This window comes from Ruoffia sp. FAM 20857, assembly GCF_045528645.1.
Taxonomy (GTDB): Bacteria; Bacillota; Bacilli; order Lactobacillales; family Aerococcaceae; genus Ruoffia; species Ruoffia halotolerans.
Window position 1 is genome coordinate 20,411 of the sequence record NZ_JBGQRB010000012.1, and the last position, 25,778, is coordinate 46,188.

The 25,778-nt window shown below is 35.9% G+C and carries 34 protein-coding genes, 2 tRNA genes and 1 pseudogene; 12 read left to right on the forward strand and 25 right to left on the reverse strand.

Annotated elements, in window-relative coordinates; translation table 11 throughout:
• Window positions 1–260: 260 nt before the first annotated feature.
• From ACEN4N_RS04195 to ACEN4N_RS04220, 6 genes are all read right to left on the reverse strand, one after another.
• Window positions 261–1,595: a CHAP domain-containing protein gene (locus ACEN4N_RS04195; RefSeq protein ID WP_407093748.1), complete on the reverse strand. Its 1,335-nt coding sequence runs from the start codon at window positions 1,593–1,595 to the stop codon at window positions 261–263.
• The gene (locus ACEN4N_RS04200) at window positions 1,570–1,806 is read right to left on the reverse strand and encodes a phage holin (protein ID WP_407089965.1); all 237 of its coding nucleotides are present in this window, start codon (window positions 1,804–1,806) and stop codon (window positions 1,570–1,572) included. Before ACEN4N_RS04200 ends, ACEN4N_RS04195 begins: the two co-directional genes overlap by 26 nt.
• Window positions 1,790–2,056, reverse strand: a complete 267-nt coding sequence (locus ACEN4N_RS04205; protein WP_407089967.1) for a hypothetical protein — start codon at window positions 2,054–2,056, stop codon at window positions 1,790–1,792. Before ACEN4N_RS04205 ends, ACEN4N_RS04200 begins: the two co-directional genes overlap by 17 nt.
• 64 nt (window positions 2,057–2,120) lie before the next feature.
• A complete protein-coding gene (locus tag ACEN4N_RS04210) occupies window positions 2,121–2,348 on the reverse strand; it encodes a DUF2922 domain-containing protein (protein WP_407089968.1) in 228 nt (75 codons plus the stop codon).
• A 38-nt stretch (window positions 2,349–2,386) separates the two neighbouring features.
• A complete protein-coding gene (locus ACEN4N_RS04215; protein WP_407089969.1) occupies window positions 2,387–2,584 on the reverse strand; it encodes a hypothetical protein in 198 nt (65 codons plus the stop codon).
• A gap of 75 nt (window positions 2,585–2,659) precedes the next feature.
• Window positions 2,660–3,190 (reverse strand): sigma-70 family RNA polymerase sigma factor, encoded by a 531-nt coding sequence (locus ACEN4N_RS04220; protein ID WP_407089970.1) that lies wholly within the window; start codon window positions 3,188–3,190, stop codon window positions 2,660–2,662.
• A gap of 176 nt (window positions 3,191–3,366) precedes the next feature.
• Here ACEN4N_RS04220 and ACEN4N_RS04225 point away from each other — a divergent pair, with 176 nt between their 5' ends.
• The 6 genes and pseudogenes from ACEN4N_RS04225 (at window position 3,367) to ACEN4N_RS04250 (ending at window position 5,014) form a co-directional block, all read left to right on the forward strand.
• Window positions 3,367–3,903 (forward strand): helix-turn-helix domain-containing protein, encoded by a 537-nt coding sequence (locus tag ACEN4N_RS04225; RefSeq protein WP_407089971.1) that lies wholly within the window; start codon window positions 3,367–3,369, stop codon window positions 3,901–3,903.
• A 26-nt stretch (window positions 3,904–3,929) separates the two neighbouring features.
• Window positions 3,930–4,163, forward strand: coding sequence for an IS3 family transposase (locus tag ACEN4N_RS04230; protein ID WP_407089973.1), 234 nt, complete (start codon window positions 3,930–3,932; stop codon window positions 4,161–4,163).
• An 18-nt stretch (window positions 4,164–4,181) separates the two neighbouring features.
• The gene (locus ACEN4N_RS04235) at window positions 4,182–4,370 is read left to right on the forward strand and encodes a hypothetical protein (protein WP_407089974.1); all 189 of its coding nucleotides are present in this window, start codon (window positions 4,182–4,184) and stop codon (window positions 4,368–4,370) included.
• A gap of 9 nt (window positions 4,371–4,379) precedes the next feature.
• Window positions 4,380–4,574 carry a hypothetical protein gene (locus tag ACEN4N_RS04240; protein WP_407089975.1) on the forward strand — a complete coding sequence of 65 codons (195 nt, stop codon included), beginning with the start codon at window positions 4,380–4,382 and terminating at the stop codon, window positions 4,572–4,574.
• Between the two features lie 11 nt (window positions 4,575–4,585).
• Window positions 4,586–4,747, forward strand: a pseudogene (locus ACEN4N_RS04245) (IS3 family transposase).
• Between the two features lie 138 nt (window positions 4,748–4,885).
• A complete protein-coding gene (locus ACEN4N_RS04250; RefSeq protein WP_407089976.1) occupies window positions 4,886–5,014 on the forward strand; it encodes a hypothetical protein in 129 nt (42 codons plus the stop codon).
• 306 nt (window positions 5,015–5,320) lie between these two features.
• Here the strand turns inward: ACEN4N_RS04250 and ACEN4N_RS04255 are convergent, their stop codons facing one another.
• Complete coding sequence (locus ACEN4N_RS04255; protein ID WP_407089977.1) at window positions 5,321–5,944, reverse strand: hypothetical protein; 624 nt, start codon at window positions 5,942–5,944, stop codon at window positions 5,321–5,323.
• 315 nt (window positions 5,945–6,259) lie between these two features.
• On the opposite strand from ACEN4N_RS04255, the gene ACEN4N_RS04260 reads away from it, so the two are divergent.
• Window positions 6,260–6,559: a DUF5960 family protein gene (locus ACEN4N_RS04260; RefSeq protein ID WP_407089978.1), complete on the forward strand. Its 300-nt coding sequence runs from the start codon at window positions 6,260–6,262 to the stop codon at window positions 6,557–6,559.
• Between the two features lie 193 nt (window positions 6,560–6,752).
• On the opposite strand, the gene ACEN4N_RS04265 is transcribed toward ACEN4N_RS04260, so the two are convergent.
• Genes ACEN4N_RS04265 through ACEN4N_RS04285 form a run of 5 tightly spaced genes read right to left on the reverse strand, consistent with a single transcriptional unit; the run spans window position 6,753 to window position 9,092 of the window.
• Window positions 6,753–8,108: a CHAP domain-containing protein gene (locus ACEN4N_RS04265; RefSeq protein ID WP_407089979.1), complete on the reverse strand. Its 1,356-nt coding sequence runs from the start codon at window positions 8,106–8,108 to the stop codon at window positions 6,753–6,755.
• Window positions 8,080–8,319: a phage holin gene (locus tag ACEN4N_RS04270; RefSeq protein ID WP_407089980.1), complete on the reverse strand. Its 240-nt coding sequence runs from the start codon at window positions 8,317–8,319 to the stop codon at window positions 8,080–8,082. The genes ACEN4N_RS04265 and ACEN4N_RS04270 overlap by 29 nt, the downstream gene beginning before the upstream one ends.
• On the reverse strand, window positions 8,303–8,569 hold the full coding sequence (locus tag ACEN4N_RS04275) for a hypothetical protein (protein ID WP_407089981.1): 267 nt from the start codon (window positions 8,567–8,569) through the stop codon (window positions 8,303–8,305). Before ACEN4N_RS04275 ends, ACEN4N_RS04270 begins: the two co-directional genes overlap by 17 nt.
• A 60-nt stretch (window positions 8,570–8,629) precedes the next feature.
• Window positions 8,630–8,857 carry a DUF2922 domain-containing protein gene (locus tag ACEN4N_RS04280; RefSeq protein WP_407089982.1) on the reverse strand — a complete coding sequence of 76 codons (228 nt, stop codon included), beginning with the start codon at window positions 8,855–8,857 and terminating at the stop codon, window positions 8,630–8,632.
• A 37-nt stretch (window positions 8,858–8,894) separates the two neighbouring features.
• Entirely contained in the window at window positions 8,895–9,092 is a 198-nt protein-coding gene (locus ACEN4N_RS04285; protein ID WP_407089983.1) for a hypothetical protein, read from the reverse strand.
• A 565-nt stretch (window positions 9,093–9,657) separates the two neighbouring features.
• Here ACEN4N_RS04285 and ACEN4N_RS04290 point away from each other — a divergent pair.
• The gene (locus ACEN4N_RS04290) at window positions 9,658–10,287 is read left to right on the forward strand and encodes a DUF4145 domain-containing protein (protein WP_407093749.1); all 630 of its coding nucleotides are present in this window, start codon (window positions 9,658–9,660) and stop codon (window positions 10,285–10,287) included.
• Between the two features lie 172 nt (window positions 10,288–10,459).
• Here ACEN4N_RS04290 and ACEN4N_RS04295 read toward each other — a convergent pair whose 3' ends face one another.
• Genes ACEN4N_RS04295 through ACEN4N_RS04320 form a run of 6 tightly spaced genes read right to left on the reverse strand, consistent with a single transcriptional unit; the run spans window position 10,460 to window position 13,900 of the window.
• Entirely contained in the window at window positions 10,460–11,170 is a 711-nt protein-coding gene (locus tag ACEN4N_RS04295; RefSeq protein ID WP_407093750.1) for a hypothetical protein, read from the reverse strand.
• Complete coding sequence (locus ACEN4N_RS04300) at window positions 11,170–11,997, reverse strand: hypothetical protein (RefSeq protein WP_407089986.1); 828 nt, start codon at window positions 11,995–11,997, stop codon at window positions 11,170–11,172. The genes ACEN4N_RS04295 and ACEN4N_RS04300 overlap by 1 nt, the downstream gene beginning before the upstream one ends.
• Before the next feature lie 15 nt (window positions 11,998–12,012).
• A complete protein-coding gene (locus ACEN4N_RS04305; RefSeq protein ID WP_407089987.1) occupies window positions 12,013–12,438 on the reverse strand; it encodes an ORF6C domain-containing protein in 426 nt (141 codons plus the stop codon).
• 12 nt (window positions 12,439–12,450) lie between these two features.
• On the reverse strand, window positions 12,451–13,317 hold the full coding sequence (locus tag ACEN4N_RS04310; protein ID WP_407093751.1) for a DUF3102 domain-containing protein: 867 nt from the start codon (window positions 13,315–13,317) through the stop codon (window positions 12,451–12,453).
• A gap of 32 nt (window positions 13,318–13,349) precedes the next feature.
• Window positions 13,350–13,634, reverse strand: coding sequence for a helix-turn-helix domain-containing protein (locus ACEN4N_RS04315; protein ID WP_407093752.1), 285 nt, complete (start codon window positions 13,632–13,634; stop codon window positions 13,350–13,352).
• 8 nt (window positions 13,635–13,642) lie between these two features.
• Window positions 13,643–13,900, reverse strand: a complete 258-nt coding sequence (locus tag ACEN4N_RS04320; protein WP_407089990.1) for a helix-turn-helix transcriptional regulator — start codon at window positions 13,898–13,900, stop codon at window positions 13,643–13,645.
• A 201-nt stretch (window positions 13,901–14,101) separates the two neighbouring features.
• On the opposite strand from ACEN4N_RS04320, the gene ACEN4N_RS04325 reads away from it, so the two are divergent.
• Together ACEN4N_RS04325 and ACEN4N_RS04330 are read left to right on the forward strand one after the other, a co-directional pair.
• Window positions 14,102–14,668, forward strand: coding sequence for a helix-turn-helix domain-containing protein (locus tag ACEN4N_RS04325; protein WP_407093758.1), 567 nt, complete (start codon window positions 14,102–14,104; stop codon window positions 14,666–14,668).
• A gap of 50 nt (window positions 14,669–14,718) precedes the next feature.
• Window positions 14,719–15,861 carry a tyrosine-type recombinase/integrase gene (locus ACEN4N_RS04330; protein WP_407093753.1) on the forward strand — a complete coding sequence of 381 codons (1,143 nt, stop codon included), beginning with the start codon at window positions 14,719–14,721 and terminating at the stop codon, window positions 15,859–15,861.
• 196 nt (window positions 15,862–16,057) lie between these two features.
• Here the strand turns inward: ACEN4N_RS04330 and ACEN4N_RS04335 are convergent.
• Together ACEN4N_RS04335 and ACEN4N_RS04340 are read right to left on the reverse strand one after the other, a co-directional pair.
• A tRNA-Thr gene (locus ACEN4N_RS04335) sits at window positions 16,058–16,130 on the reverse strand.
• Between the two features lie 41 nt (window positions 16,131–16,171).
• A tRNA-Lys gene (locus tag ACEN4N_RS04340) sits at window positions 16,172–16,244 on the reverse strand.
• 157 nt (window positions 16,245–16,401) lie between these two features.
• On the opposite strand from ACEN4N_RS04340, the gene ACEN4N_RS04345 reads away from it, so the two are divergent.
• Both ACEN4N_RS04345 and ACEN4N_RS04350 read left to right on the forward strand, forming a co-directional pair.
• Complete coding sequence (locus tag ACEN4N_RS04345) at window positions 16,402–18,165, forward strand: DUF2207 domain-containing protein (RefSeq protein ID WP_407089992.1); 1,764 nt, start codon at window positions 16,402–16,404, stop codon at window positions 18,163–18,165.
• A 209-nt stretch (window positions 18,166–18,374) separates the two neighbouring features.
• Window positions 18,375–21,272 (forward strand): insulinase family protein, encoded by a 2,898-nt coding sequence (locus ACEN4N_RS04350; RefSeq protein WP_407089993.1) that lies wholly within the window; start codon window positions 18,375–18,377, stop codon window positions 21,270–21,272.
• A 55-nt stretch (window positions 21,273–21,327) separates the two neighbouring features.
• On the opposite strand, the gene ACEN4N_RS04355 is transcribed toward ACEN4N_RS04350, so the two are convergent.
• The 5 genes from ACEN4N_RS04355 to ACEN4N_RS04375 all read right to left on the reverse strand — a co-directional run bounded on the left by ACEN4N_RS04355 (window position 21,328) and on the right by ACEN4N_RS04375 (window position 25,636).
• Complete coding sequence (locus ACEN4N_RS04355; protein ID WP_138404953.1) at window positions 21,328–21,837, reverse strand: GNAT family N-acetyltransferase; 510 nt, start codon at window positions 21,835–21,837, stop codon at window positions 21,328–21,330.
• Between the two features lie 126 nt (window positions 21,838–21,963).
• Window positions 21,964–22,488 (reverse strand): peptide-methionine (S)-S-oxide reductase MsrA, encoded by a 525-nt coding sequence (gene msrA / locus ACEN4N_RS04360; RefSeq protein ID WP_197105107.1) that lies wholly within the window; start codon window positions 22,486–22,488, stop codon window positions 21,964–21,966.
• Window positions 22,489–22,516: 28 nt separating this feature from the next.
• Entirely contained in the window at window positions 22,517–23,803 is a 1,287-nt protein-coding gene (locus ACEN4N_RS04365) for a D-alanyl-D-alanine carboxypeptidase family protein (RefSeq protein WP_407093754.1), read from the reverse strand.
• Window positions 23,800–24,954, reverse strand: coding sequence for a sensor histidine kinase (locus tag ACEN4N_RS04370; RefSeq protein ID WP_407089996.1), 1,155 nt, complete (start codon window positions 24,952–24,954; stop codon window positions 23,800–23,802). The genes ACEN4N_RS04365 and ACEN4N_RS04370 overlap by 4 nt, the downstream gene beginning before the upstream one ends.
• Window positions 24,944–25,636, reverse strand: a complete 693-nt coding sequence (locus ACEN4N_RS04375; RefSeq protein ID WP_138404966.1) for a response regulator transcription factor — start codon at window positions 25,634–25,636, stop codon at window positions 24,944–24,946. Before ACEN4N_RS04375 ends, ACEN4N_RS04370 begins: the two co-directional genes overlap by 11 nt.
• Window positions 25,637–25,778: the final 142 nt, after the last annotated feature.

The following is a 25,778-nucleotide window of genomic DNA, read 5'->3' on the forward strand; positions in this document are numbered from 1 at the left end:
TTAAAGATAGTAGTAAGAAGCCTATTTATAGGACTTAAAGAAAGAGAATATATTAATTTACTAGATTTAAAAATTTACTAATTAGAATCGAAACTCCCCCAACCCACTAGTGTAGCGAATGGTTCATTCGAGTCCAGCTGGAGACCGATTAGGTCGGAAGTGGCCACGAGAATGAAACACCGAGCGGAGCTAGTGGGTTGGGGGAGTTTAGTTTGCGTTTCATCACCTTATTTTACGTTTTAAACGCACTTATAAGAGAATTAAGTAACATCTGACTTATCTATCCAACCTATTGAAATACCGTCGTTACCAAGCAAATAAATCGTTTGCATGACCTCTTTTTCTTCGATGAGTTCGAATTCTAAGTCTTTGACCCAATCGGGTATCTTCTCACCAGTAAACCATCTATACGCTTCTTCTTTCACTTTCAATTTCTTTGTGATATTACTAAACGTTGAATCCAATTGATCCAGAATACCTGAATTTTCCTTATCAATCGCTAACTTACGAGCTACCATACGCTCTAAATACTTTGCGTAGCCTAAGGCAGCATAATTATACTTTGCTCCACCTTCTCGAAACAGACCTTTAACAGCCTGTTTAAAATTACTAATTCCACTCACTCTATAATTGCCACCTGGTCTCAGTAAATAAACCCAATCTTCAAGGAAATCTTTGACACTTGAATACTTAATATAATGGCCACCCTCATTTGTAGGGCGTTTGCTACCTTTGTTTTTATTAATCTTAGGATTACCTACATATGAATCAGACCAGGTCATACCACCCCAATTATTATCGATTTCGGCAACGTTCGATTCACCCCATACTCCTTCAAAATGCAACATCACAATAAGAAGACTAGGTAGTATATTGTATTCCTTAGCCAATTCGACTATCTTTTTGATATGCTTTTCGGAGAGTGTAGCCCCATTATATGTCATCACAGGCAACGCTCCATTATCCACACCCTTATCAACAGATGTTAAGACTTCATTTACTTTTTTTTGAACCAAACTCGCATCATAACCAGCAGCTAATAACTCATTGATCCTTTCCTGGCCAGAACTCCATTTTCCAGAAATAACTTCTTTGGCTACTTCCTCAATCGTCTTTTTAATTTCTCCTATGATTTTATACTTCGGTCGTGCATAGCCTTTAATCCGTTTATCGTTCCATAGGAAGGTATTTCGCTCAACGCGTCCATTACTATTACCTTCAATCGTTGTAATCTGATTATTCTCAACCTTCTCAACAAAACCGATGTGATCCGCCCAACCATTACTATCCCAATCAAATGTGACAACATCGCCCATTTTAGGAAATTCTTTTCCACGCCATATCCCTAATTTTTCAAAAATGTTAATATGACGCTGAACGCCGCATTCACGACCTATCAACTCACTTGTTTGGGTCTTATCAGCAATGAAACTGACAAATGCATCGCACCAATCATCACTATACTTAACCATGTAGCCAACGGGAACGGGTCTAACTTGGTTGTAGGCATCTATGATGCGATGATGTGCCACCGTACCTTCTTTAACCCCCAAGTATTCTCTTGCTTTATTAATGACTGCTTGCGCTGTCGCCATCATTATTCCCCCGATCATAATAATTTTTCGATGAAATCTGTAAAATAGTACCAACAAAAACAGTGAATAAATTAATCGTTGAAACATATACCTCAGAACTCGAGTAACCATATAAATCACCTAGCCCTTGCACTAGCACTGATACAGCTGGTAAAACAATCAATACAAACCATTTCAGCATGTCATATGACTTGTTATTTAAAGACATCATTCAATTTCTCCTTTAATATTTTTTGAATATCATTTAATTTTGTTTCAATAATAAAAATTTTAGACTCATGTGTATTGACTTGCTTTGTGACTTCACTAATCTTGGACTTGTTATATTCCAAATCTCGTTGCATCACATCAAGGCGGTTTATAAGGTTTTGAATCGAAGTTATTAAACTGATAATCTTTGTTGTCAATGTAATAACTGCAACCATCGCTCCAGCTAAACTACCTAATTCAATAAATGCCATGGTAATTTCCTCCTTTCTAAAAAAATAAGCCCCGCAAAAAGCGAGGCTGTGAAACTGATCAAGACTAAGCAGTATAGACATCTTCAATTGTACGACGTACATAACGTGCTCCAGTACCAGATGCATAAGAATCTCCGTTTGTGCCAACGAATATCTCTGCAGCTGCGATAGCTTCTAATGCTGATTGAGCAACTTGAGCTGGCAAACCTTCTTTTGGATTAGTAATCGTAATTTTTTTGTTTGCTCCACCTTCATCTTTGAATAGCAATTCTAGGTTATAAATTTCCTCCATGAATATTACCTCCTTCCGAATTTAGTTTAGTAAATGACTTATCCATAGAAATACGTTTCAACTGATGTTGTTTTGCCAATAGGTTCATCAGTAACGCTTTGTAATGCATCACGAACTGCTTCAACTTCTGCTGCTGGTGCGTCTTGTGTTAAGTCTCGTAATGTTACCGTTGTTTTCTTTTCAGTAACCGGATTGATTGACTGAAACTTTAAACTTGCAGATAAGAACTCTTTCATATCATTTCCTCCTCGCTCTGTATTTGTAAGTTGCCCTACACTAATAAGAACGTCATGAAACTTAAGAGTGTCACTCTACTGATTTAAAATGATTTTTAAAGATTGGAGTTTATCTCTAATTTGTTTCTTTCTTTTACTAATTGTTTTACGACTAACCCCATACTCCATTGCTAACTGTTGTGATGTGTAGTTCCCACTGAGAAGGGCCCAAAATAACGTAATTTCCGTACTATTAAGCCTCTTTTTTACTTCTTCGTAAAAGGATGTGATTGCTAATCGACTGTCTTCTAATAGGCCTAATCCGTCTTCTTCTATAATTGTAATATCTAAGAGCGACACTTCATCCTTTTCTTTTTTGTCTGACCGGAATAGATCGATTAGATACCAAGTCAAACCACGCTTAGCAAAATTAGTGAATCGGTACTTGTCTTTAACAAGCGGGTCGCCGTCAAAATTCTCTGCTATCTTTATAAGTTTGATACGTAACTCTTGCAGGTAATCTTCATACTGATTGTCTGATGGATAAATATATAAACTCTTCATAACACGATGGATTAGTGGGTTGTATTGGTCTAGTAACTGCTCAAAATCTTCATTCGTTTTCAAAGTCTATCTCACTCTCCTTTTACTATTAATGATAGCGTCATTATAGGGTTTTAACAGCGCAATCGGTTCAACAAACTGTTAGATGTATCCAGCTTTAGACAAATAAAATAACCGTAAATAGGCTAAGATTTTGTAGTGACCCCCTAAATCCGGACATGGATTTAGGGGGTTTTTAGATGGAAAAAGAATATAATAAAGAGCTAAGATTGACGATAGTTAAAGAAAATGAAGCGGGTGTTTCACACAAGAGCTTATCTAAACAATATGGTGTGGCACGTAGTACAATTAAAAATTGGTGTTATCAATATCAAATGTATGGTGAGGCTGGGATTGAAAAAAGTTTATCTAAATCGAAATATAGTGGCGAATTCAAGTTACCTGTTTTAAACTATAGAGACATACATCAGGTGTCCTATAGAGAAGCGGCTGAACACTTTGGTATCAAGCAAGGATCAACGATAGCTAATTGGCAGAGAGCATATGATACTCAAGGATTCGAAGGCTTAAATGGGCCACCAGGACGTCAAAAAAATAAAGGAGACCGTGCTATGACTCATCAAGATAAGCAACCTCGAAACCTATCACAATCTGAACTAGAAGAACTCATTGAATTAAGGGAAAAAACGATGTATTTAGAAGCGGAGAACGCGTATCTAAAAAAGTTGAAGGCCTTGATCCAGAAACAATCAAACACAAAGAAAAAACAAAAATAATTCTGGAGTTAAGGCATGACTTCCCAGTGATTAAGCTTAGAACTTGGCTTGAGTTGATGGCCATTCCTAAAAGTTCATTCTATGAATGGAAAGCAAAATTAAATCAACCCGAGGACGATACTGAAGAGAATACACTCATCGAGGAAATTAAAGCGATTATTGAAGCGTCAAACCAAAGTTATGGTTATCGCAGAGTCACCTTAGCTCTAAATCAGCGAGGACGTAAAATAAATCATAAGCGTGTCTTAAGAATTATTTGAGAAGATCAACTCTTGTGTGTGAAATTCCGCCGTAAAAGTCGTCGATATCGTTCATTCAAAGTGGAAGTTGGAACCATCGCTGATAATCAACTGGATCGCCAATTTGTTACGAAAGAATCAAATCAGGTTTGGGTGAGTGATGTGACTGAATTTAAAGTAGCCCATTCAGAAAGCAAAATGTATTTATCGCTGATTATGGATCTCTAAAATAGTGAAATGACCGCGTATAGTCTCAGTCAATCTCCGACGGTTCAATTTATCAATCAATCACTTGAAGATGCATTAACAAAACTCCCTGAGCAACACGGCTTAATGTTACACACCGAACAAGGATTTCATAATCACCATGGGTCAACTTACTTGAAGAAAACAACATTTGTCAGAGTATGTCCCGACGAGGGAACTGTCTAGATAATGCACCGATGGAAAACTTTTTTGGTTTATTGAAGCAAAAAATGTATTACGGTGAAACATTTGAAAGTGTCGGGGAGTTAGAAGCACGAATCAGATCATATATTTACTGATACAATCACGAACGTATCAAAACAAAACTAAACGGCCTGTCACCTATTCAATATAGATGACAAGCCGCTTAGTAAAAATATTCAATTAAAGTCCGTTTTTAAGGGTGCACTACATATGCAAAAATACACAATCCAAACTTTAAAGAGGGGCGCCCAAAGCGTAAATTAAGCGTTAGATATTTAAAAGCAATTGATATAATGCAAACCAATAGTATCGCAGAGTCAGCTACAATCACAGGTATAAGCGTAGCAACGTTAAAACGTATTAGAAAGCAATATAAAGACGAAGTTTCTAGAGGAGAACGTAAAGCGGAATTCCAGATATAGTAGTGTGATTCACTAGTATAATACTCTAACCAGAGACCAATTCATCGTGTAATTTTGTTACTAATAGTTTTTAGTTATTACTCTATTTATTCAATATATTTTGAACAAACTCTTTAACGATATCTGCTAAACTTCTATCAAATAAAACTTGAAAAAACACATCTAGTATATACTTTATGAATACAGTTAAAACCCCAATGTAAATTAGATTTAATATTTCTTTTTTTCGCATACTAACATCTCCCTTAGCAATATATTGCATAATATTTGAATTATATTTCGATATACTTTATCCTAATCTTAACATTAATAGTTAGGAGATGAAAATATGAAGAATGCAAAAGCTAGGCGCATTTTAGCAACAACTGCGTCAGCATTAGGAATGTTATTTTCATTAACGGGTACTTCGTTATTATTCGATTCAGTAAGCTTCTTTGCTTCTTGAACAACAGTGTGATCTTTTAATAGATTACTACTGCCGCTATAATCAATAAGCATACTATCATACGTTTCAACTGTACCATCGTTTAAAAACGCTAATTTGCCTTTGGCTAGTTTTAAATCTCCACCGTTGATTAGCTCGGTAACATAATTAACGTCACCATTAATACGATTTAATATTTTTTCAAGTTTAACTTCTTCGCTATCTGGTAAAGCAAAGGGAATCTCTTTTTGCTTTGCAATATCAGCAATACGTCTTAACACTAGCGGACTATTCAAATGTTTTTCTGCATACTCTAATAATTCATCGTGATCCACATCAATTTGACTTAGTAAACTCAATTCATTCATTACTTCTTGAGTGACTGTTTGGCGGTTGCCCTCAATACGCTTTAATTCTGATTCTCTAACTTGATTCAGCATTTTTTCAATAGAATCGGTAGCAGAATCTCGTTTTTCGGTTATTTTCGCTTTAAGCTCGGCTTTCATTTCGTCTGCTCTTTTAGGTGTAATATCTTGTTTTTGTAATTTATCATGTATTTCTGAAATTTCATTGTTATAAAGTATAATTTCTCACATACCAACCTTGTATCGAATTTGTCGGTTATCCGATTAATTCGGTATTTTTTTATTACCATAGTTAGGTGACTCACGCGCTTTTTGCGTGTGTCGATATTACATATCAATTTCACTTCGCTAATCCAAGATTGATTGTTCGCAGAACATTCAATGGAAAAACCTCCTTGACGATGCGAACATTTGTTCTTATAATTAACGAACATTGCTTCATTAAGGAGGTATTTTATGGACTTTACAAAATTAAATAGAAGCAGCGTGCAGTTTGATTACTTTAGTGACAACTACAACCGATTTAAAACTGATTTTAACAAGTATTCAAATATGGTCATCCCTTTACCATTTTTAACAGAAAACATACTACTTACTATGAGCGAAGCTCAAGTTAATTACTTCCGCTTACCATTTCCCTATTCGAAGGACAATCGCGATCACTTCTTTATATTCAAAGTAAGTATGCAATCTGATAACCAACAAGTTAGAACTTATGAGTACTTACGTCATGCACTATCATTAAATAAAAAGTAAACAGAATTATCAGTATGCAATATAAAAATCACGCAACTCATTAGCTCCGCTCGGTGTTTCATTCTCGTGACCGCTTCCCGCCCTTACGGGCTCCAGCCGGACTCGAATGAACCATTCGCTACGCTAATGAGTTGCGTGATTTGCTTAATAATTAAGATAGCTTATTTACCAAAAATTCATACATTTAACAGGCTTATACTACATCCTCATCAAGTAACCAACCAATTGGAACACCGTCGTTCCCGAGTAGATATGCTTGATTTACAACTTCTTTTTCTTCAATCAGTTCAAACTCTAAATCTTTCGCAAATGATGCGATAGCTTCGCCTGTTAACCATTTGGTCGCAGATGGAGCAATCTTATACTTTCTAGATGCTTCCTTATGAGTACCTCCACCGTTAAACAAATTATCTAACTTACCTAAGACACTAGGATTCTGCTTTTCAATCGCATCTTTACGGGCTTCCATCCGACTTAAGTAATCTGTATACCCTAATGCAGCATAATCATACTTCGCACCACCAATTTTAAATAGTCCTTTTACAGCTTCTTTAAAATTGCCTATACCACTTACTTTATAGATTCCATTTGGACGGAGTAAATACACCCAGTCTTCAAGAAAATCCTCTACGGTAGAGTAATGGATATAATTTCCACCCTCATTACTTGGTCTTTTACTGCCTTTAGTCTTATTTACTTTAGGATTACCTACATATGACGTAGACCAAGTCATTCCACCCCAATTATTATCAATCTTTGCTACATTGGAATTGCCCCATAACCCTTCAAAATGTAACATGACAATTAAAAGACTAGGTAATATTTTATATTCATTGGCTAAAGACAGGATCTTCTCTACATACTTTTTAGATAAAATAGCTCCATTGTATGATAGAGAAATCACTTCACTTGAGTTAATAGGCTTGTCTACAGTCGGTATTAGCAACTCATTTACCTTAGACTGAACAGCATTCGCATCATAACCTGCTTCTAGCAATGCACTGATTCTAGCTTGTCCGGTACTCCATTTTCCAGCTATCACTTCTTTTGCTACTTCATCAATAGTTTTCTTTAATTCACCTATAATCTTGTACTTCGGACGTGCATACCCTTTTATCCGCTTATCATTCCATGCGAAAGTATTGCGCTCTACTCGTCCATTACTATTCCCTTCAATCGTTGTGATGCGATTATTCTCTACTTTCTCAACAAAGCCAATATGGTCCGCCCATCCATTAGAATCCCAGTCAAATGTGACAACATCGCCCATTTTAGGAAACTTCTTTCCAATCCAAATCCCTAGTTCATTGAAAATAGCAATATGCCTCTGCACCCCACACTCACGACCAATCAATTGACTTGCTCCTGCTCTATCAGCAATAAAGCTTATAAACGTGTCACACCAATCATCACTATATTTTACTAGATAACCAACGGGTACAGGCTTAACTTGATTATAAGCATCTATGATGCGGTGGTGTGCTTGTGTGCCTTCTTGAACTCCTAGATACTCACGTGCCTTAGCTATAACTGATTGTGCTGTTACCATTATTTGTACCTCCATCATAATAATTTTTTGATGAAATCTGTAAAATAGTTCCAATAAATACAGTGAATAAATTAACTGTAGATACAACTACATCAGAACTTGAGTAACCATATAAGTCGCCTAATCCTTGGATCAGAACAGAAACTGCCGGTAAAACGATTAAAACAAACCACTTCAGTGAGTCATATACTCTATTATTTAAAGATATCATTTAGGTTCTCCTTTAAAGTTCTTTGGATATCATTCAATTTTGATTCAACTACAAAAAATTTTGATTCATGTGAATTCACTTGCTTAGTTACTTCACGAATTTTTAACGTGTTGTACTCTAAATCTCGTTGCATCACATCTAGGCGAGTAATAAGATTTTGAATAGACGTTATTAAACTAATAATCTTTGTTGTTAATGTAATAACAGCAACCATCGCTCCCGCTAAACTACCTAACTCAATTAAAGACATATAAGCCCTCCTTTCTAAAAAAATAAGCCCCGCATTAAGCGAGGCCAATATGGTTTAATACTAAGCAACATAGATTTCTTCAACTGCACGACGTACATAACGTGCTGCAGTACCTACTGCATATGAATCTCCGTTTACTCCAACGAAAATTTCCGCTCCCGCAATAGTATCAAGTGCAGATTGAACTTCTTGACTAGATAATCCTTCTTTTGGATTTTTAATTGAAATTTTCTTTGAAGCTCCACCTTCATCTTTAAATAGTAATTCTAGATTTAAAGTTTCTTCCATGACTATCCCTCCTTTCTAACTTAATATGCTAAATGGCTTAACTATAGAAGTAAGTTTCAACCGCTGTTGTTTGTGCAATTGGCTCTTGCATAACACTTTGAAGTGCATTACGAACTGATTGAACTTCAGCTGCTGGTGCATCCTGTGTTAAATCTCTTAACGTCACTGTTGTTTTTTCTTCAGTAACTGGATTAATCGCTTGAAGTTTTAAGCTTGCAGATAAGAACTCTTTCATGCTATCCCTCCTTTACTTAATATTTAAAGCGCTTCACTATTAATAACGAAAATTTTCTATTTATTGTCACCCCATGGCTTTTCTGGGGATTTAGATTGACTGACTCTAATAATGAGGTTTCAAATCACCTATAAAATGCATCTGAATAGGATTTGTGAGTCAAATTAACTTATGTCTTTATACTATTAATATTATCTTTCTACTGGCAATTTACCAGACCAATCGGCTCGTCAACTTGGTTAATCGACCTAATTATTGGCAAATAAAATAACCGTAAATAGGCATCTTTTTAGCCTAAATACGGTTACTTTTAAATTTATGTTTTTTTGCTCATCCTGAGGATAAGTCTTTTAAAATCCACATCAGAAAATTGTGAACGGATTGGTTCGGACGAGTCCGGCTGGAGCCCGCGAGGGCGGGAAGCGGCAACGAGTACGAAACAAGGAGAGAGCAATTTTCTGATGTGGATGTGAATAAAGAACACATCATAGATATTTAATCGCTTACAATTCTCTCGCTTGTTCTATTAAACTTTGATATATTGATTTTCAAGGAGGGGACTTAAATGACAAATTTTGATTTAAATAGCTCTGTTCATGAGTTAAAAAAACATTTTTACTGGAAAGGTGATTCTTATCCAGCAATTAATGCTTTTCATTGCGGTCATTGCGGTAGACATACTTCATCAGAACGTGGTTTGAAAATGTTTAGTACTACCAATACTGATAAGCAGATTGAAAATTATGGTGTTTATATTTGTAGTTATTGCAACTTACCTACTTTTCTAATTGAAGAAGGTCAAATTCCAGGTTTAAGATATGGTGAAGATGTTAAGAATCTTCCAGAAATGCTAAACAAAGTATACACAGAAGCACGAGATTCATTTTCAGCTAGAGCCTATACTGGAGTGGTTTTATTATGTAGAAAATTATTAATGCATATTGCTGTAGAACTTGGTGCTGAAAGCAATAAACGATTTATAGAATACGTAAACTATCTTGAAGAAGAAAATTATATTACCGCAAGAAGCAGAGTATGGGTTGATTCGATTAGAATTCAAGGTAATAGTTCCACACATGAGATAGAAATAGCTACAAAAGAAGAGGCTGAGAAAATGATAAAGTTCTCTGAAATGATTCTAAAAACAAACTTTGAATATCCATCTGAATTTGAAGTTTTAGATGATGAAGCATAATTTATGAACAAGCTTTAAGCATAGAAATATCACCACCAAGCGAACAGCTCTCTTCTTGTTTCGCTTTCGTGACCGCTTCCCGCCCTCGCGGGCTCCAGCTGGACTCAATCGAACCAATCGTTCGCTATTCGCTTGGTGGTGAAGCTTTATTACAGTACTAGACTAATCGTCTTTAGATAGCTTGTTTATAGAACTCAGCTCTATCCTTAACTCCCTCTGATATACATTTAACAAAATCAGTATCAAAGTTGATCTCCGTTAGCCCCCAAATATAATAAATAAGCAGGTTTAGTGAAAATGATATGTCATAACCAGATAACATTCCTCTTGCGATCAGTCCTAATTGCTCAAATGTATCTAAATCCGGATAGTATTGATATTCTAAAACGTCATCTTTAATATTTAGAATATCTTTAATTCGTATAATGGATATATATGTATCTACAATCAGCATTGTTGCACGCTTCGTACATACTACTCTTTGTAAATTCTCTAAATTTGATACGATGCGTAAATAATATTCAGACACCGTTGTTGCTTCAATAAACTCTGTGTTAATTGTGTCATGACTAATACTCAACACACCCTTTATGATATATGATTCTCGTGATAATCTTGCTATTTGCCACAAATCAGTTGTGTGAATATAGCTAATCGCATCATTTTCATCAATCTGATAAATACTAAAGCGATACATATCACCGATGCGACTATTAAAATATGACTCTGCATCGGCACCAAAAACCTCTTTTGTTTTATTTGATTTATCATCAAAAAATTCAAGAATCGTAATCGTTGCTGCTTCTAATACTTCATCGATAGAATTATATAAGTTTCCAATCTTTACCTTGTTAATTTGATCATACGCTGCAAAATATTTCACTATGCTGATTTCCCTTCTTTATCTTTATGCCAATTTGAAAGTATCTTTGATGCATACTTCAGAGGATAAGTTGCTGTTTTAGATAGTGCAAGTGCACCTACAACCTTTTCCACTGAAAGTAATTCAGTCCAGTACTCTATTTGCTCTATAACTTCCAGTGTTGGTTTACCAAAGTGGTGCTCATAGTAAATAATACCTTTATTAATATAATTTGATGATGTCTCTGATTCGCCTATCGATTCGGGGGGCGATTCATAGCCACGAATATGATTATGGTTATTATTATCATTATCATTATTATTTTGGTTGTAGTTATTATTTTGGTTCTCATTCTCATTACTCGTAAAAGTCATAGAAAATGGAATATTCCTTTTCTGTAGCTCTAACTCAAAGAGTCTTTTAATTGTTTGGTCGAATACTCTTACAGACGTTTCAAAAAAGCTTTGCAAACTCATATAAGTTTGAAGTATCAAGTCTGGGTTAAGGACCATTGACAGCTCACTTTTTAATAACTGTGCAACTGGATCCCCGCCCTTCATAATGCTGTAAGTTAATGATTTAAGTAGTGTTATCTCTTGTGTTTCAGAACTATAGATAATTAGATTGTATTTGTTTTCGAATCGGTCTAAAAGCACGTTAATTACGTCAGTAGTATAGCCGGTTTCAAAGCTCATGACTTTTTTTGATAAGCGATAAATTCCTACCTGGGTCGTTGCCGGATTCGTCATAAGATATAAGATGAAATACTTATCTTCAACTGAATAGTTTTCTACTGCATATGGGTCAGTCCAAAATGAAATTGGTATCACTCTTTTTGGGGGCGCCATTAATGTCCATTCCTCCTACTTCACTTTATTTGCTTCAAGGATTTGTTTTCGTAAGCTCTCAGACGGAAGCCATCCAGTCCAAAAGTTTAATGCACTTTCTTGGTCTTCACGTTTTAACAGGTCGTATCTTGGTATTTTAAAATGCTTTTTAAACGCACTAGCAGCTTCTCTATATACTGCCCCACTTATCTTACGATTTTTATAAGCTGGTGAGCTTTTACCGCCTAAAAGCTCAATAACAATCTGTTTACGTTGCTGTTGTAAAAAGCTTGCGATAACCGGATTAATGGGTTGTTTATTCTCTATATAATCTAATCGATCATCAATTTGTTTTATTTGAGTTGTTTGCGATTTAATTAATTGTAAGGTCTCACTATAATGCTCCATCATTTGACTGAAAGACTTCGGAAATTGATTTGTTGCTACCATCTCATTATTCATAATAAGGTCCTCCTAGTAATCGTATTCTTCAAAATCTGCTTCTATAATGTTTGATTTATGTAATAACCCGTACATATCCTCACACCACTGACTAACTGAAGTAACTATCTCTTCAAACTTCTGATGTAAATCCATATTATTGCTACTTGCTTTAAATGTTGAATGGTACTTCATAGGTGATATTGTTATGAGTAATGTGTCTACAGTTCGTTTTAAGTCATGCAAATCAAGTGTACTCGCAATTTGTGATTCAATTTTTCCAAGTTCAGTTTTATTTTGATTAAGTTCTCTTTTCAAAGTATCAAGTTGATCCGCTTTTTCTTTAGACTCTTCCTCACGTTGTAGAACATCTTCATATTGTTGATTCACTTGAGCAAATCTCATCTTCATTGACTCGAGCTCATACTCTAGTGTCTCTATATGCAGTCTGTCTTGTTCTCTTTGTCTAGGTGGCTGTATTACTTCTTGAGTGGGTTTAACAGGTTCACTTTCCGTATTAATGCTACTTTTCATCTCTTTAAGTTCTCTTACTGTCATATCTATTGGTGGTTTTATAGCACCACTACTCGTCATTGCAGGAGTATGTCTGCTTTCTTCTGGAAGTGATGCGATTAGCTCTAAAGCAGTCACACCTAAGTGCGACAACGTTGTCTCATCTTCAGATAATTCTTTAGCAATACGCATCATTCGATTAGCTTTGCGTCGTTCTATACCTATATTACTTAACCAATCTATAAATTGGCCATGCACCAAATCTTTCTCTTTTACATGATTTAAACGGCGTCCTATTTCAAAAACAGACCGTCCCATAGATTCTTTATACATTTTAATTTCTGATTCAATTACATTTAAATTCCTAGATAACATTAATTGAGTCATAAAACTTTATTTCCTTTCACGCTGGCACGCTTTTAAATTTTATGTTTATCCATATATGTTTCTATATCTTTTCGGTCATAGTAGACGCGATTCTCAATCCAAATTTCTGGTAAACCATTAGAAACCCAATTCTTTAAAGTCGAGTGACCTATACCAAACTCTGAACATACTTCTTTTTGTTTGAGGTATGCTTTTCTTTTTTCACGCTCAAGCTCTTCAATACGTAACTCCATTTTTTTAATATGATTGAAGATTGTTACTGAGTGTACCTTGAACATATTGTTTGCTATACATTCAAATGCTTTTTCTGTAGTCATAACTTCCATCAGCAAGCTTCCGCCGTTTTGTTGTCGTACTCAAAACCAATTGTATTAACTGAAAAAAATATTTTAAAACAATCCTCTGAGGTGAGATTTAGAGTGAAAATCATGCCATTGATGACGTCATAACTGGGTTTCGTTTTACCGTTCAAAATATTGCTTATCGTTCCGCGATTAACGCCTATTAGTTGAGCTAACACACCATTATTTAAACCACACTCCGCAATTTTTGCTTTCAATAAGTTCTTGTTAATAATTTCCATGAATCCTCCTAAAATATGCATGAATTAAGATTATTGATTAATTGAATTAATAATCTATTCATAATTTACATAATTTCTATAAATGAATCAAGCAATTATTTCATTTTGTGGAACGATTCATCACTTATATGTTGCTAAATATGAGAGCGTTCATTATAATGATTAATAGATTAACAAATAGGAGGTGAATAATTGGAACAAGTGAATCGAATAAAAAAGGCTAGGGAAGAAAAAGGCTTATCGTTATCAGAGCTAGCTACTTTAATAGGGAAAGGTCGTAGTAGTGTTTTCCGATATGAGGCAGGCCAAGTACCAATTGATGTGGTGCATGAATTAGCTACTGTACTTGAAGTGTCTCCTGCCTACCTGCTAGGTTGGTCAGATTCAAAGATACTCGACGTAATTGCTGTACCACTTATAGATAAAGTAGTTAACGGGCAATTTATTAGTAAAGAATCTATCGAGATTCCGGTCAAGAGTATCGTAACAAGTAACTTATCATTTTATAAAGTGGAGGATACAGCAATGAGACCGCATATTATTGAAGATGCACTCGTTCTAGCTAAAGATGAAACGAATGCTGAAGATGGGAGTTTAGTCGTTATACTACCCGATGGAGAAACTACACCATTAGTGCGTATCATAAAGTATGAAGGCGATAATGTGTTGTTTATTGCGGGGAATCGCTACAGTAAAATTTATACGATCGCTGACGCAGCGGTTCTTGGAGATGTTGTGTCAATTACTTATACGTATAATAATATTTAGAGTTTAAAATCTTCTATCACGCTGGCACGTAAGATAGGAGAAAAATAAAAATGATAGAACCATATACATTGAAAAATGGAAAAATTAAATATGAAGTACACCATTACATTGGAATAGATGTGTTCACAGGTAAAAAAGTTATGCTTCGTAAAAAAGGTTTTGATACTAAAACAGAAGCAAAGATTTTTATTGCAAGAAAAGAAGTTGAATTCGAGGAAAATCAAGGAACATTAAAAAAAGAACCTAAACGTATAAGGTTTGAAGACGTTTATCGGATGTGGTTTAAACAATATAAACTAACGGTTAAAGAAAATACTTATATATTATTGCTACGGGCAACTGACATTCGTATATTACCTTTATTTAAAGATTACTATATGGATATGATTACAGTTGAAATGTGTCAAGACATCGTTAATAACTGGTATTCATCATATACCAAAGCAACAATGTTAGTAAGTGTAGTTAATCGGATATTCAAGTATGCTATTAGTTTAAATTACTGTACAGATAATCCAATGGCCAAAGTAATTCGACCAAAAAATACACACAAGAAACATTACGATGCTCCATTCTATAACAAGAACGAGTTACTTCACTTTCTTAAGTGTGTAAGTGAAACCGAAAATGAAATCAAGAATGTTATGTTCCATCTTCTGGCCTTCACAGGCTTACGACGTGGTGAAACTTTAGGGTTAAAATGGAAGGACATTGACGAGGTTAATGGGACATTATCAGTAAGAAGGGTTATTGCTGAAGGTGAACATAAATCAGTCTTCCAAGAACCGAAAACTCAGTCCAGTAAACGAACTATTTCATTAGATCCTCAAACATTAAAAATCTTAACACAATGGAGGAAGGTTCAGCGAAAACAATTATTAAGTCTTGGGTATAACTCAAATGGTCCTAATCAATTGGTTTTTACGAATAAAGAAAATCATCACCTTAATCTTTACTATATCGGGACAGCGCTTCAACGTATTATTAAGACTCACGATTTAAAACATATCAATGTCCATGGATTCAGACATACTCACTGTGCCTTGCTCTTTGAAGCTGGTCTTGAAATGAAAGAAGTACAAGAAAGATTGGGTCATTCAAGTATAGAAACCACAATGAATATATATGACCATGTTACTGAAAATAGACGTGAAGATGCTGCAGACAAATTTGCGAATTTTATGAGCTTATAAACTACGTATTTACAATCCAAAACATTGGGTAAGTCAATTATGGAACAACTTATGGAACAACTTTTCAGTTTTTCGAAATACTCATACATACACTTGAATGATTACTTATAGAAAAAATTAGTTTTTTTCTATAAGTAGATTATAAAAATAAGCACAAAAAAACATCCCTACCGAAGTAAGGATGTAGTGTATGTTATGCCGGCTAAAGGAGTTGAACCCTCGACCCTCTGATTACAAATCAGATGCTCTACCAACTGAGCTAAGCCGGCTTGTTGTTTATTAACTAATCACTATTATGATGAGATTAGTATGACCCGCGCAGGAATCGAACCTGCGACCCACTGATTAAAAGTCAGTTGCTCTACCGACTGAGCTAGCGAGTCGTTTTGACGACCTATATATAATACGATATTTCCATACCTTTTGTCAACACTTTTTAAAAAGTTTTTTTATTATTTATCAAAAACGCGCTGGTTACTGTTATGTCGGGCTTTTGATATATGGTAAACTGAATATACAAACAAAAGGATGTGAAAAAATATGAGACGTATTCTATTTACTCTCAGTATTATACTCGCTACTGCCCTCACCTTGCAAGGGGAAAAAGTATTTGCCGATAATAAAATTCATTCCATTGATATTTCAGTGGAACTTCAAGAAGATGGATCAGCAATTGTTGAAGAAACTCGTAACATGACGGCTGATGATGGGACTGAATTATATATTGAGTTGAACAACTTACAAGATTCAGAAGTATCGAATTTTTCAGTGGAAGGTTATAACTTTAATCCTGTTTGGGATTCAGATCAATCTTTAGAAGAAAAAGAAGGATACTACGGTATCATTCGCGATGACGATGATGCAGAGCTCGTATGGGGTATGGGTGAGCACGGGGATAAAACTTACCAGCTAACTTATACGTTGTCGAATGTCGTCCGGAATTTAAATGACGGGCAAGGCTTACTATGGAACTTTGATACATTCCTAGGTATTCCAACAGAGGATTTAACTTTAACGATTGATTCTCCAGTCGGCTTATCTCAGGATAATACAAACTTCTGGGGCTACGGCTTTGATGGTGATATCCAGATGCAAGGGGAGAAAATTGTTTGGACTTCAGAAGAATCACTTGATGATAGAAACAATGTCACGGTCTTGCTGCAGTTTCCTTCGGATTTATTTAATACTAGCGCAAGTGTAGATATGACGCTTGAAGAACAAAGAGAGATGGCCAACGAAGGATCCTCTTACAATGAATCTTCATCATTGTCAGATAGTAGTTGGATTTTTTGGCTCATATTTGGAATCACGTTTATTCCAGGTTTAGGTATATTCACTGCAAGCATGGTATATTTCTTCAAAGTTCGAAAAATAAAACGCGAGAACAATGCGATGGTTACCGGAGCAGAACGAATAAAAATGAATAAAGGCAAAACAACCGATGTAGTTCCTGAATACGGTGATGACATTGCTAATATCGCATTCTTACTCCAAGAACTGCAAGCAGGTTTCTTTGAAGATTATTTTGCAGCTTACTTAACTAAATGGCTAAGTGAAGACCTCATTGAAATTGAAACTTTTAAGAGCGATAAATTTTTTGGTGATAAATACACAACCTATATTCATGTTAAAGATTTCGATCAACAACAACCGGCGATGGCTTTTGACGAATGGATTGAGAAGAACCCTGAAGATTCTACAATCGAGGAAGGCATGTGGATCATGTTACTCGATGCTTCGGATTCTCATGGTGAAATTGATTCCACAGTTATGATGGAATGGGCAAAAGAACATGCGGACGAAGTAACAAAATTCGAGCTCATTCTTAAAGCGCGTTCAATAGAATATCTAGAAGATGCTGGGTATCTCAATGTTGTTGAAGACAAAGTTTGGAAGCAAACAATCGCAATTCCTCAATCAACACCCAAAGGTGAAGAGTTATTCAATCATATTACACAATATGTCGCTTATTTAGATGATGTTGAGGTAGATCATGTTCAAGAAGATACACAATTATCTAGTATTTTAGTCTGGGCGCTGATTGGTGGCGCAGCAACAAGGATTGCGAAGCAATACGAAGATATTCTTCCAATGAAAAAAGCTTATGATGACAGTAGCACGACTTATACACCGACTCATTACTGGCATAGTACGATGCATTTCAGACGAAATTGGTCAACTGGCCTTTCTAGTGGTGGTTTTAATTCAGTTGTCGCTGGTGGAGGCAGTGGCGGTTCTGGTGGTGCGACATCTTCAGGTGGAGGTGGCGGTGCCGGCGGAGGTGGCGGCGGTGGTGCAAGATAGCATGAATCTTAGCAAACACTCCCAACTGACTTCTTTACAACAAGGATATTCAATAATTCTGGTAAATTAACCAGAATATTGAATATCTTTTTTATTTTAGCATTTTCCTGAGGGGTTCTTTTGTCTTGAAAGGCCCCTTTCCTTGTATTAAGTATCAATTCCAGATAAAATATGCTAATAGTATAATAAATTTTACAATGGAGGATTGTATGACTTTTAAATTAATCGAAACCAAAGAATTAAACGATATTCATTCAATTGGTAAGTTATATGAGCATGAAGAAACTGGTGCTCAAGTATTACACTTAGATAATGATGACACAAATAAAGCATTCACAATTGCTTTCAAAACACCCCCTTACGATGATAATGGGATTGCCCACATCTTAGAACACTCGGTCTTAAACGGCTCAAAGAAATTCCCATCGAAAGAGCCTTTTGTTGAACTAATCAAAGGTTCTTTAAACACCTTTGTTAATGCGATGACTTTCTCGGATAAGACAATTTATCCCGTCGCATCAACTAATCAAAAAGATTTTTCGAATTTGATGAGCGTTTATTTAGATGCGGTCTTCCAACCACTGATTTACTCAAATCCACAAATTCTTGAACAAGAGGGTTGGCATTATCATTTAGAAAATGCTGAAGATGATTTAATCTACAAGGGTGTTGTTTATAATGAGATGAAAGGTGCGACAGCCTCACCTGACAGCCAATTGTATACAGCTATTCAAAAGTATTTATACAAAGGAACACCGTATGAATTCGAATCAGGTGGATTACCATCTACCATTCCGTCTTTAACACAAGAAGCTTTTCTTGATTTCCATGAGAAACACTACCATCCAAGTAGCTCATTAACGATTCTGTACGGAGATTTAGATACGGATCACGCTTTTAGCTTACTTGCTTCTTACTTTGATGGCAAAGGTCAATTGGATGAGCCAGCCGTTGATTTAACTTTTGAAGCAACTCAACCTGAGGAAGAAGATGTTGAATTAACCTATTCAATTACAGACGGCGATGACCCCGATAAAAAAGATTACTTGGCGATTGCTTGGCATACCGCAACAGCTTCAGATTCCTTAGAGCAACACGGTTTACGTGTGTTAGCTGAGATTTTATTTGGTAATAATCAAGCGCCTTTAAAGAAAGCCTTACTCGAAGCTGAAATTGGCGGGGACATTAATGGTGATTTCTTCCAAGTCGGCTATCCTGCAGTCTTCTCAATCGATGCAAAATATAGTGACAAAAACAATATGGACCGCTTTAAAGAAGTGGTTGAGTCCACTTTAACAGACATCGTTAAAGATGGTATCTCAAAAGAATTAATTCAAGCAGCCTTAAACAAAATCACTTTCCGCTTAAAAGAATCTGCCATCTCGGAAAGTAATCCACGCGGCGTTCTTTATGCGATTAGTTCATTAAACACATGGTTATATGATTTATCTCCTTTCGTTTCACTGGAATTCTCAGATAAACTTGATTTATTAGCAAAATTATCTGAAGAAGGTTACTTTGAACAATTGATTCAAGATAAATTATTGAATAATACTAGACGTGTGAACATCGTATTAAAAGCTGAACCTGGAAAAAATGATGCTTTTGAAAAAGAAACATTCAAAGCTTTACAAGAGTACAAAGCAAGCCTTTCTGACCAAGAAATTGATACATTAGTTGAGCAAACACAAGCGCTCATCGCTCGTCAAGAGGCTCCAGATAAAGCAGAGGATTTAGCGGCAATTCCGACATTAGATAAAGAAGATTTATCCACTGAAACAGAAGATTATCCTTTAACTGAAAGTACTTTATTCGAAGGAACAACACTGTATCACGCGGACCAATTTACTTCTGGAATTGATTACCTTGATCTATACTTTGATGTGTCTGACTTTGAAGGGGAAGATTACTTATTATTAAGTTATTTAAGCCAATTATTAGGTGACTTACCGACTGAAAATTATTCTGTTGCAGAATTGCAAACGCAAATTGACTTACACACGGGTGGTATTCACGGGGGCGTCGTAGTTTATGAAACAGTGACTGGCGAAGCAAAACCTTACTTTACATTACGAGGTAAATCACTGGAAACATCATTTACTAAATTAGTTGAGTTAATTAATGAAATTATGACAGGAACTCAGTTTACTGACCGAACTGAATTATTAAATATCACTCAACGTCATGTGTCTGATTTTGAAGATGATATTAACTCCACTGCTCATGTGATCGCTGCTTCACGTGCCTTAAGCCAAGTGAAACCTGTCAGCAAATTAGGGGAATTAATTAACGGGATTGATCAATTTAATTTCACGAAAGAGCTTTTAAAACAAATTAAAGCCAATGATATGAGTGACTTAAGTGAAAAACTTCAAAATATGTTAGAACGTTTATTAAATAAACAACGTATTCATGCACTTTATATTGGTGAAGAAAATCGCTTAGAAGATGTGAAAACAACCTTTACCGAAGCTTTTGCTTCTTTAAGAAGTGACGCTTTAGGCGCTGCTGTGACGTATGAAGCCGGCGAGAAAAAGAATGAAGCCTTTATTACTGCTCAAGATGTAAACTATGTTGGTTTCGCCTCAGACGCGACGAATGAATTGACTTATTCTGGATCTTCACTCGTCTTATCTACTTTCTTACGTTACGATTACTTATGGAATAATATTCGAGTTAAAGGTGGCGCATACGGTTCGATGTTCCGTCACAACTTAAATGGAGATTTCCAATTAAGTTCATACCGCGACCCTAATATTAAGAAGACAATCCAAACGTATCAAGGGATTCCAGATTTTATTGAAACCTTGCAACTTGATGACGCCAGCTTACTAAAAGCAATCATTGGTACATTAAGTAATTTAGACCAACCATTGTCTGCCTATCACAAAGGAAAGCGTGCATTCTCTCGTCACCAAGTGGGCCGTACGACAGCTGATGTGATTCAACTTAAGGAAGAAGTTTTAGCTACAACTGAAGCAAGCTTAACTGTCTTAAGTGAAGGATTCCGCTCAGTGATTGATAAAGGGACCATTGCCGTGATTGGTAATAAAGCCCAAATTGAACAAGAACGCGAAAACTTCGATGACATTCACGAACTCTATTAATACTTGGTACAACAAAAAATCCACTACTGATATTTTGGTCAGTAGTGGATCTTTTTTATTTTACATAGTCAAATTCTACTTCGTCTTTCAAGATACCCATAAAGTAAGCATCCCGATATTGTCCATTTGTATAGAAGTGGTCTTTCATTGTTCCTTCTTGTCTAAAGCCTAATTTTTTATAGATATGGACCGCTGGATGATTATTTGCATCCACAATTAAATATACTTTATGCATATTTAAAATTGAAAAAGCATACTCAATTCCTTTTCGTAAAGCCTTTTGTGCTAAGCCTTGTCCACGGAATCGTTTAATGACAATAATTTGTATTTCGCAATTACGATGAATATAATCGATTTCCATTAATTCAACAACCCCAACAAACTCACCGGCGACTTCAATGACAAAGCGTCTTTCAGAAGAATCGAAGAGGTGCTTATCATATAATCGTTCTAATTCATCAAGGGATTCATAGGGCTCTTCGAACCAATAGGCCATCATCTCGCGCTCATTATTGATGATATGAATCGAAGGTAAGTCATTCTTTTCTAATGCTCTAATTATCATTCTAATCGCTTCCTTTAGTCATTATTTGGTTTTCTCTAAACTTATTATAGCATTTACATAACTAACCACAAAAAAAATTTCCAACAAAATTAATTTGTTAGAAACTTCATTGACGGACTCTATTCATTATTGTTTATGCTTTTCAACAAACGCTGCTCGTCCTGACCCAATAGTATAACGATTATAGTGTTCAGGATTTTTCTTATAATAATCTTGATGATAATCTTCTGCTTCATAAAATGGTTTTGCGTCTTCAACCGGTACAACGACGGGTTTACCAAATCGCCCACTCTTATCCAAAGCTTCTCTTGATTCTTTAGCTAATTGACGTTGCTCTTCAGAATTAACGAATATCACCGGACGATAAGATGTTCCACGGTCATAAAATTGACCCGTCGCATCTGTTGGGTCCATACTTGACCAATAAATATCAAGCAATTGTTGGTACGTTATCTTTTCTGGATCAAAGGTAATTTCAACCGCTTCTGTATGATTTGTTTCACCACTTGTTACTTGTGCATAGGTCGGATTTTCAGTCTGGCCTCCAGTATAACCTGAAACAACCGCTTCAACTCCATCCATTTCATCAAATGGATGAACCATACACCAGAAACACCCTCCAGCAAATATTGCTTTTTCAAATTGACTCATTATATCCAATCCTTTCTTAATTCACTGACTAATTAAACAAATCAACGAAGAATCGTCGTGTGGACTCCCACGTATTACTCACGCCGTTTGAGAAGGAATGCCAGCCATTCACATACCAGGCTGCTTCTTCAATGGGCTCTGCTTGAACGACTGGAACGTGGTTCCCTTTCGTCGAAGGTAAATACGTAAATTCAGTGCCAGCACCGTAGATAGTCATCTCTCCAACGACTTCTCCTTGTTCAACCGGTGCCACTAAATAGCTTCTATCTTCAAATAAAGCGTCATTACTTGAGAATTCGTACTCCAAACGCGGAGCGGTATCAATAATTGGAACAACTAAGGACATATTTTCGCCGTAGATAAGCTCCGCTTCACTTTCGGAACTACCTTCTACTTTGATGGTATTCACCTGTGTCGTCGGTTGCCCTTCGCTTACAACAAGTTCTTTCATATAAGCACTATAGCTGTAGTCCATGAGACGATCTGTCTCTTCATAGCGAGTATCTTCATCTTCAGTTCCTAATACAACTGTAATTATACCAAACTCATCTTCATTCGAATAACCGACAAAGCTATTGCCGTCTTGTTCGGAAGATCCTGGCATTAAACCTAGGACGTTTTCACGTTCATAAGGCTTTCCTTTTAGCATTTGGTTATAATTATTCATATCAATCGCATCATCCGTATTCGGTTTAAACACTGCTTTTGCTTGATCACTATAATCTAAATAATCCGGAAAGTCATTGACCAGATGATAGGCAATGATTGCTGCAACTTCTGCAGAAAAGGTATTGGTTTCACCATTGTCTTCTAACCCTGTTGAATTAATGAGGTTAAATTCTTCAACGCCCCATTCTAACAACTGCGTTTCCATCATTTTAACAAAATCCGCTTCCGTCTCTCCCACCATTTCAGCTAAAGCAAGTGTGGCACCATTTGCTAAATTAATTGAAACAGCTTCGACTAATTCATTGACTGTATAATTATAATCCTGTCTTAAAGGCACATTACCAATATTATAATCTTGACTCAATTGATATGCTTCATCTGAGATGGGAACAATAGATTCGCGTGTCCACTCATCTTGTGCTTCAATTGTTTTTAAAGCAACATAAACGGATAATAATTTACTTATTGAACCAACTTGAAGTATTTCGTCTGCATTTTGGCTCATTAAGACTTGTCCATTCTCACTATCAATTGAAATGGCAGAAACTGCATCAATCGTTGGCGCGGTTGATTGTGCCTGGCTACTTTGTTGCGGTAATAAAAACGAGGTGATTAACAAAATGACAAATAAATATCTTAACTTCATTCGCCACCACTCTCTTCTATATTTTTTAATTTAATACGAAAGACAGTTTCATTATCTTCCACAGTCGCAAAAACCAAACCGTCATGTAGATCAACGATATTTTTTACGATTGAAAGTCCTAAACCACTTCCAGGAATCTCAGATGTTCTTGATTTCTCAGTTCGGTAACTCCGCTCAAAGATATTCTTATACTCAGATTCCGCAAGTATTTCACCGTTATTTCGCGTTTCCAGATAGACACTCGCATCATCACTCGATTTATAAGCGCGCAAGCGAATGACATCTCCAAAACCGTATTTAAATGCATTAGAAATCAGATTACTGAACACTCTTGCCATCTTATCGACATCAATCTGTACGAATAAATCCTCTGGGTAAACTTCTACAACAATGTCTACGCCTTGCTCGTCACCTGTTAACTCAAATTCAGCTGCCAATTGTTCAAAGAAAAACTTGATAGGAATGGATTGAGCTTCAAGCGAATACGTTGCTTGTCCTGATTCAATATATAAGAATAAATCATTCACTAACGTTCGCATCATCTTCGCCTTCTCGTACGCTATCCCAATATAGCTATCTTTCTCTTCCTCACTTTGATACTGCTTATGAATCACAGCATCTAAGTAACCAATCGTTGACGTGAGTGGTGTCCGAATATCATGACTGACATTTGCGATTAACTCATCTTTCGTCTCTTCCGCTCGTCGTTCCTCTTCAAGTGAATGTTCTGTACTTTCAACCAGTTGATTAATACTATCAATAATATCTGTCAATTCACCAATTTGCGTACTCTCGATTCGGTAATTGTATTTATTATTTTCAGATATGTAGTTTAAATGCTCTAAAGCACGACCAATCTTCATCATTTTACGCTGTCTGTCCATACGGCGATATGTAATGAGTCCTCCGATACTTAATACGATAAGCGTAATAATTTGGTTATATGGAATGCGCCACAACTGGAAAAACTGGAAAAAATTCCCCCCACGTAGAAAATCTAAACGGGTATTAATTACAATATCAAAGCCAAGTATAATCCCTAAATATACAAAGAATACAATGAAGAGAACACTTGAGGTATAACGAATTAAATCAATCTTTTGTGAAGGTGTTAATTGGGTAGATAAGATTTGTTTATTATCATCGTTCAACCTTATAGCCTACTCCCCATACAGTCTGAACGACTTTGTCTCCTCCAGTTGCCTGAGCAATTTTATCACGCAAATGACTCACATGAACCATGACGGTTTTGGCACTCACAACACTTTCTTGATTCCAAACCTCTTCGAAGATTTCATCCGCACTAAAGACACGGTTTGGGTTACTTGATAAAAGAAATAAAATTCCAAACTCTAGAGCTGTCAATTGAATTTCAGTACCGCTATTTGTTCTCACTTCATGAGAATCCCGGCGTATAACTAAAGGTCCAACCTCAATTGTATCTCCTGGTGTCTCCATTCCTGAATAACTATGTTGACGGCGTAGAATTGATTTCACACGTGCCATCACCTCTAAAGGATTAAAGGGTTTGGTTACATAATCATCCGCTCCAGCAAATAGGCCTTCGATTTTCTCGTGATCCGCTGATTTGGCACTCACCATAATTACTGGAATGCTCATATCCTTTTCACGCATCACTTCAACCACTTCTAATCCCGTTACTTTTGGCATCATCACATCTAAGATAACCAAATCAAATTCTTGACTTTCTTCTAACTGATTTAAAGCTTCTTCACCATTAAATGCTTTTACAACTTCATAACCCTCATTTTTTAGATAAATATTTAAAAGATCTACGATTTCGCGATCATCGTCTGCTACTAATATACGCATCATAATCCTCCTTCTTTACAATTAAATGTACTCAATAACTATTATACCTTTTTTAAACACAAAAAATAGTAGTTACGATTAATGATGTCAAAATGACATAAGTTTTTCACAATTTAAGCCCATAATTCAGTATAACTAAAAC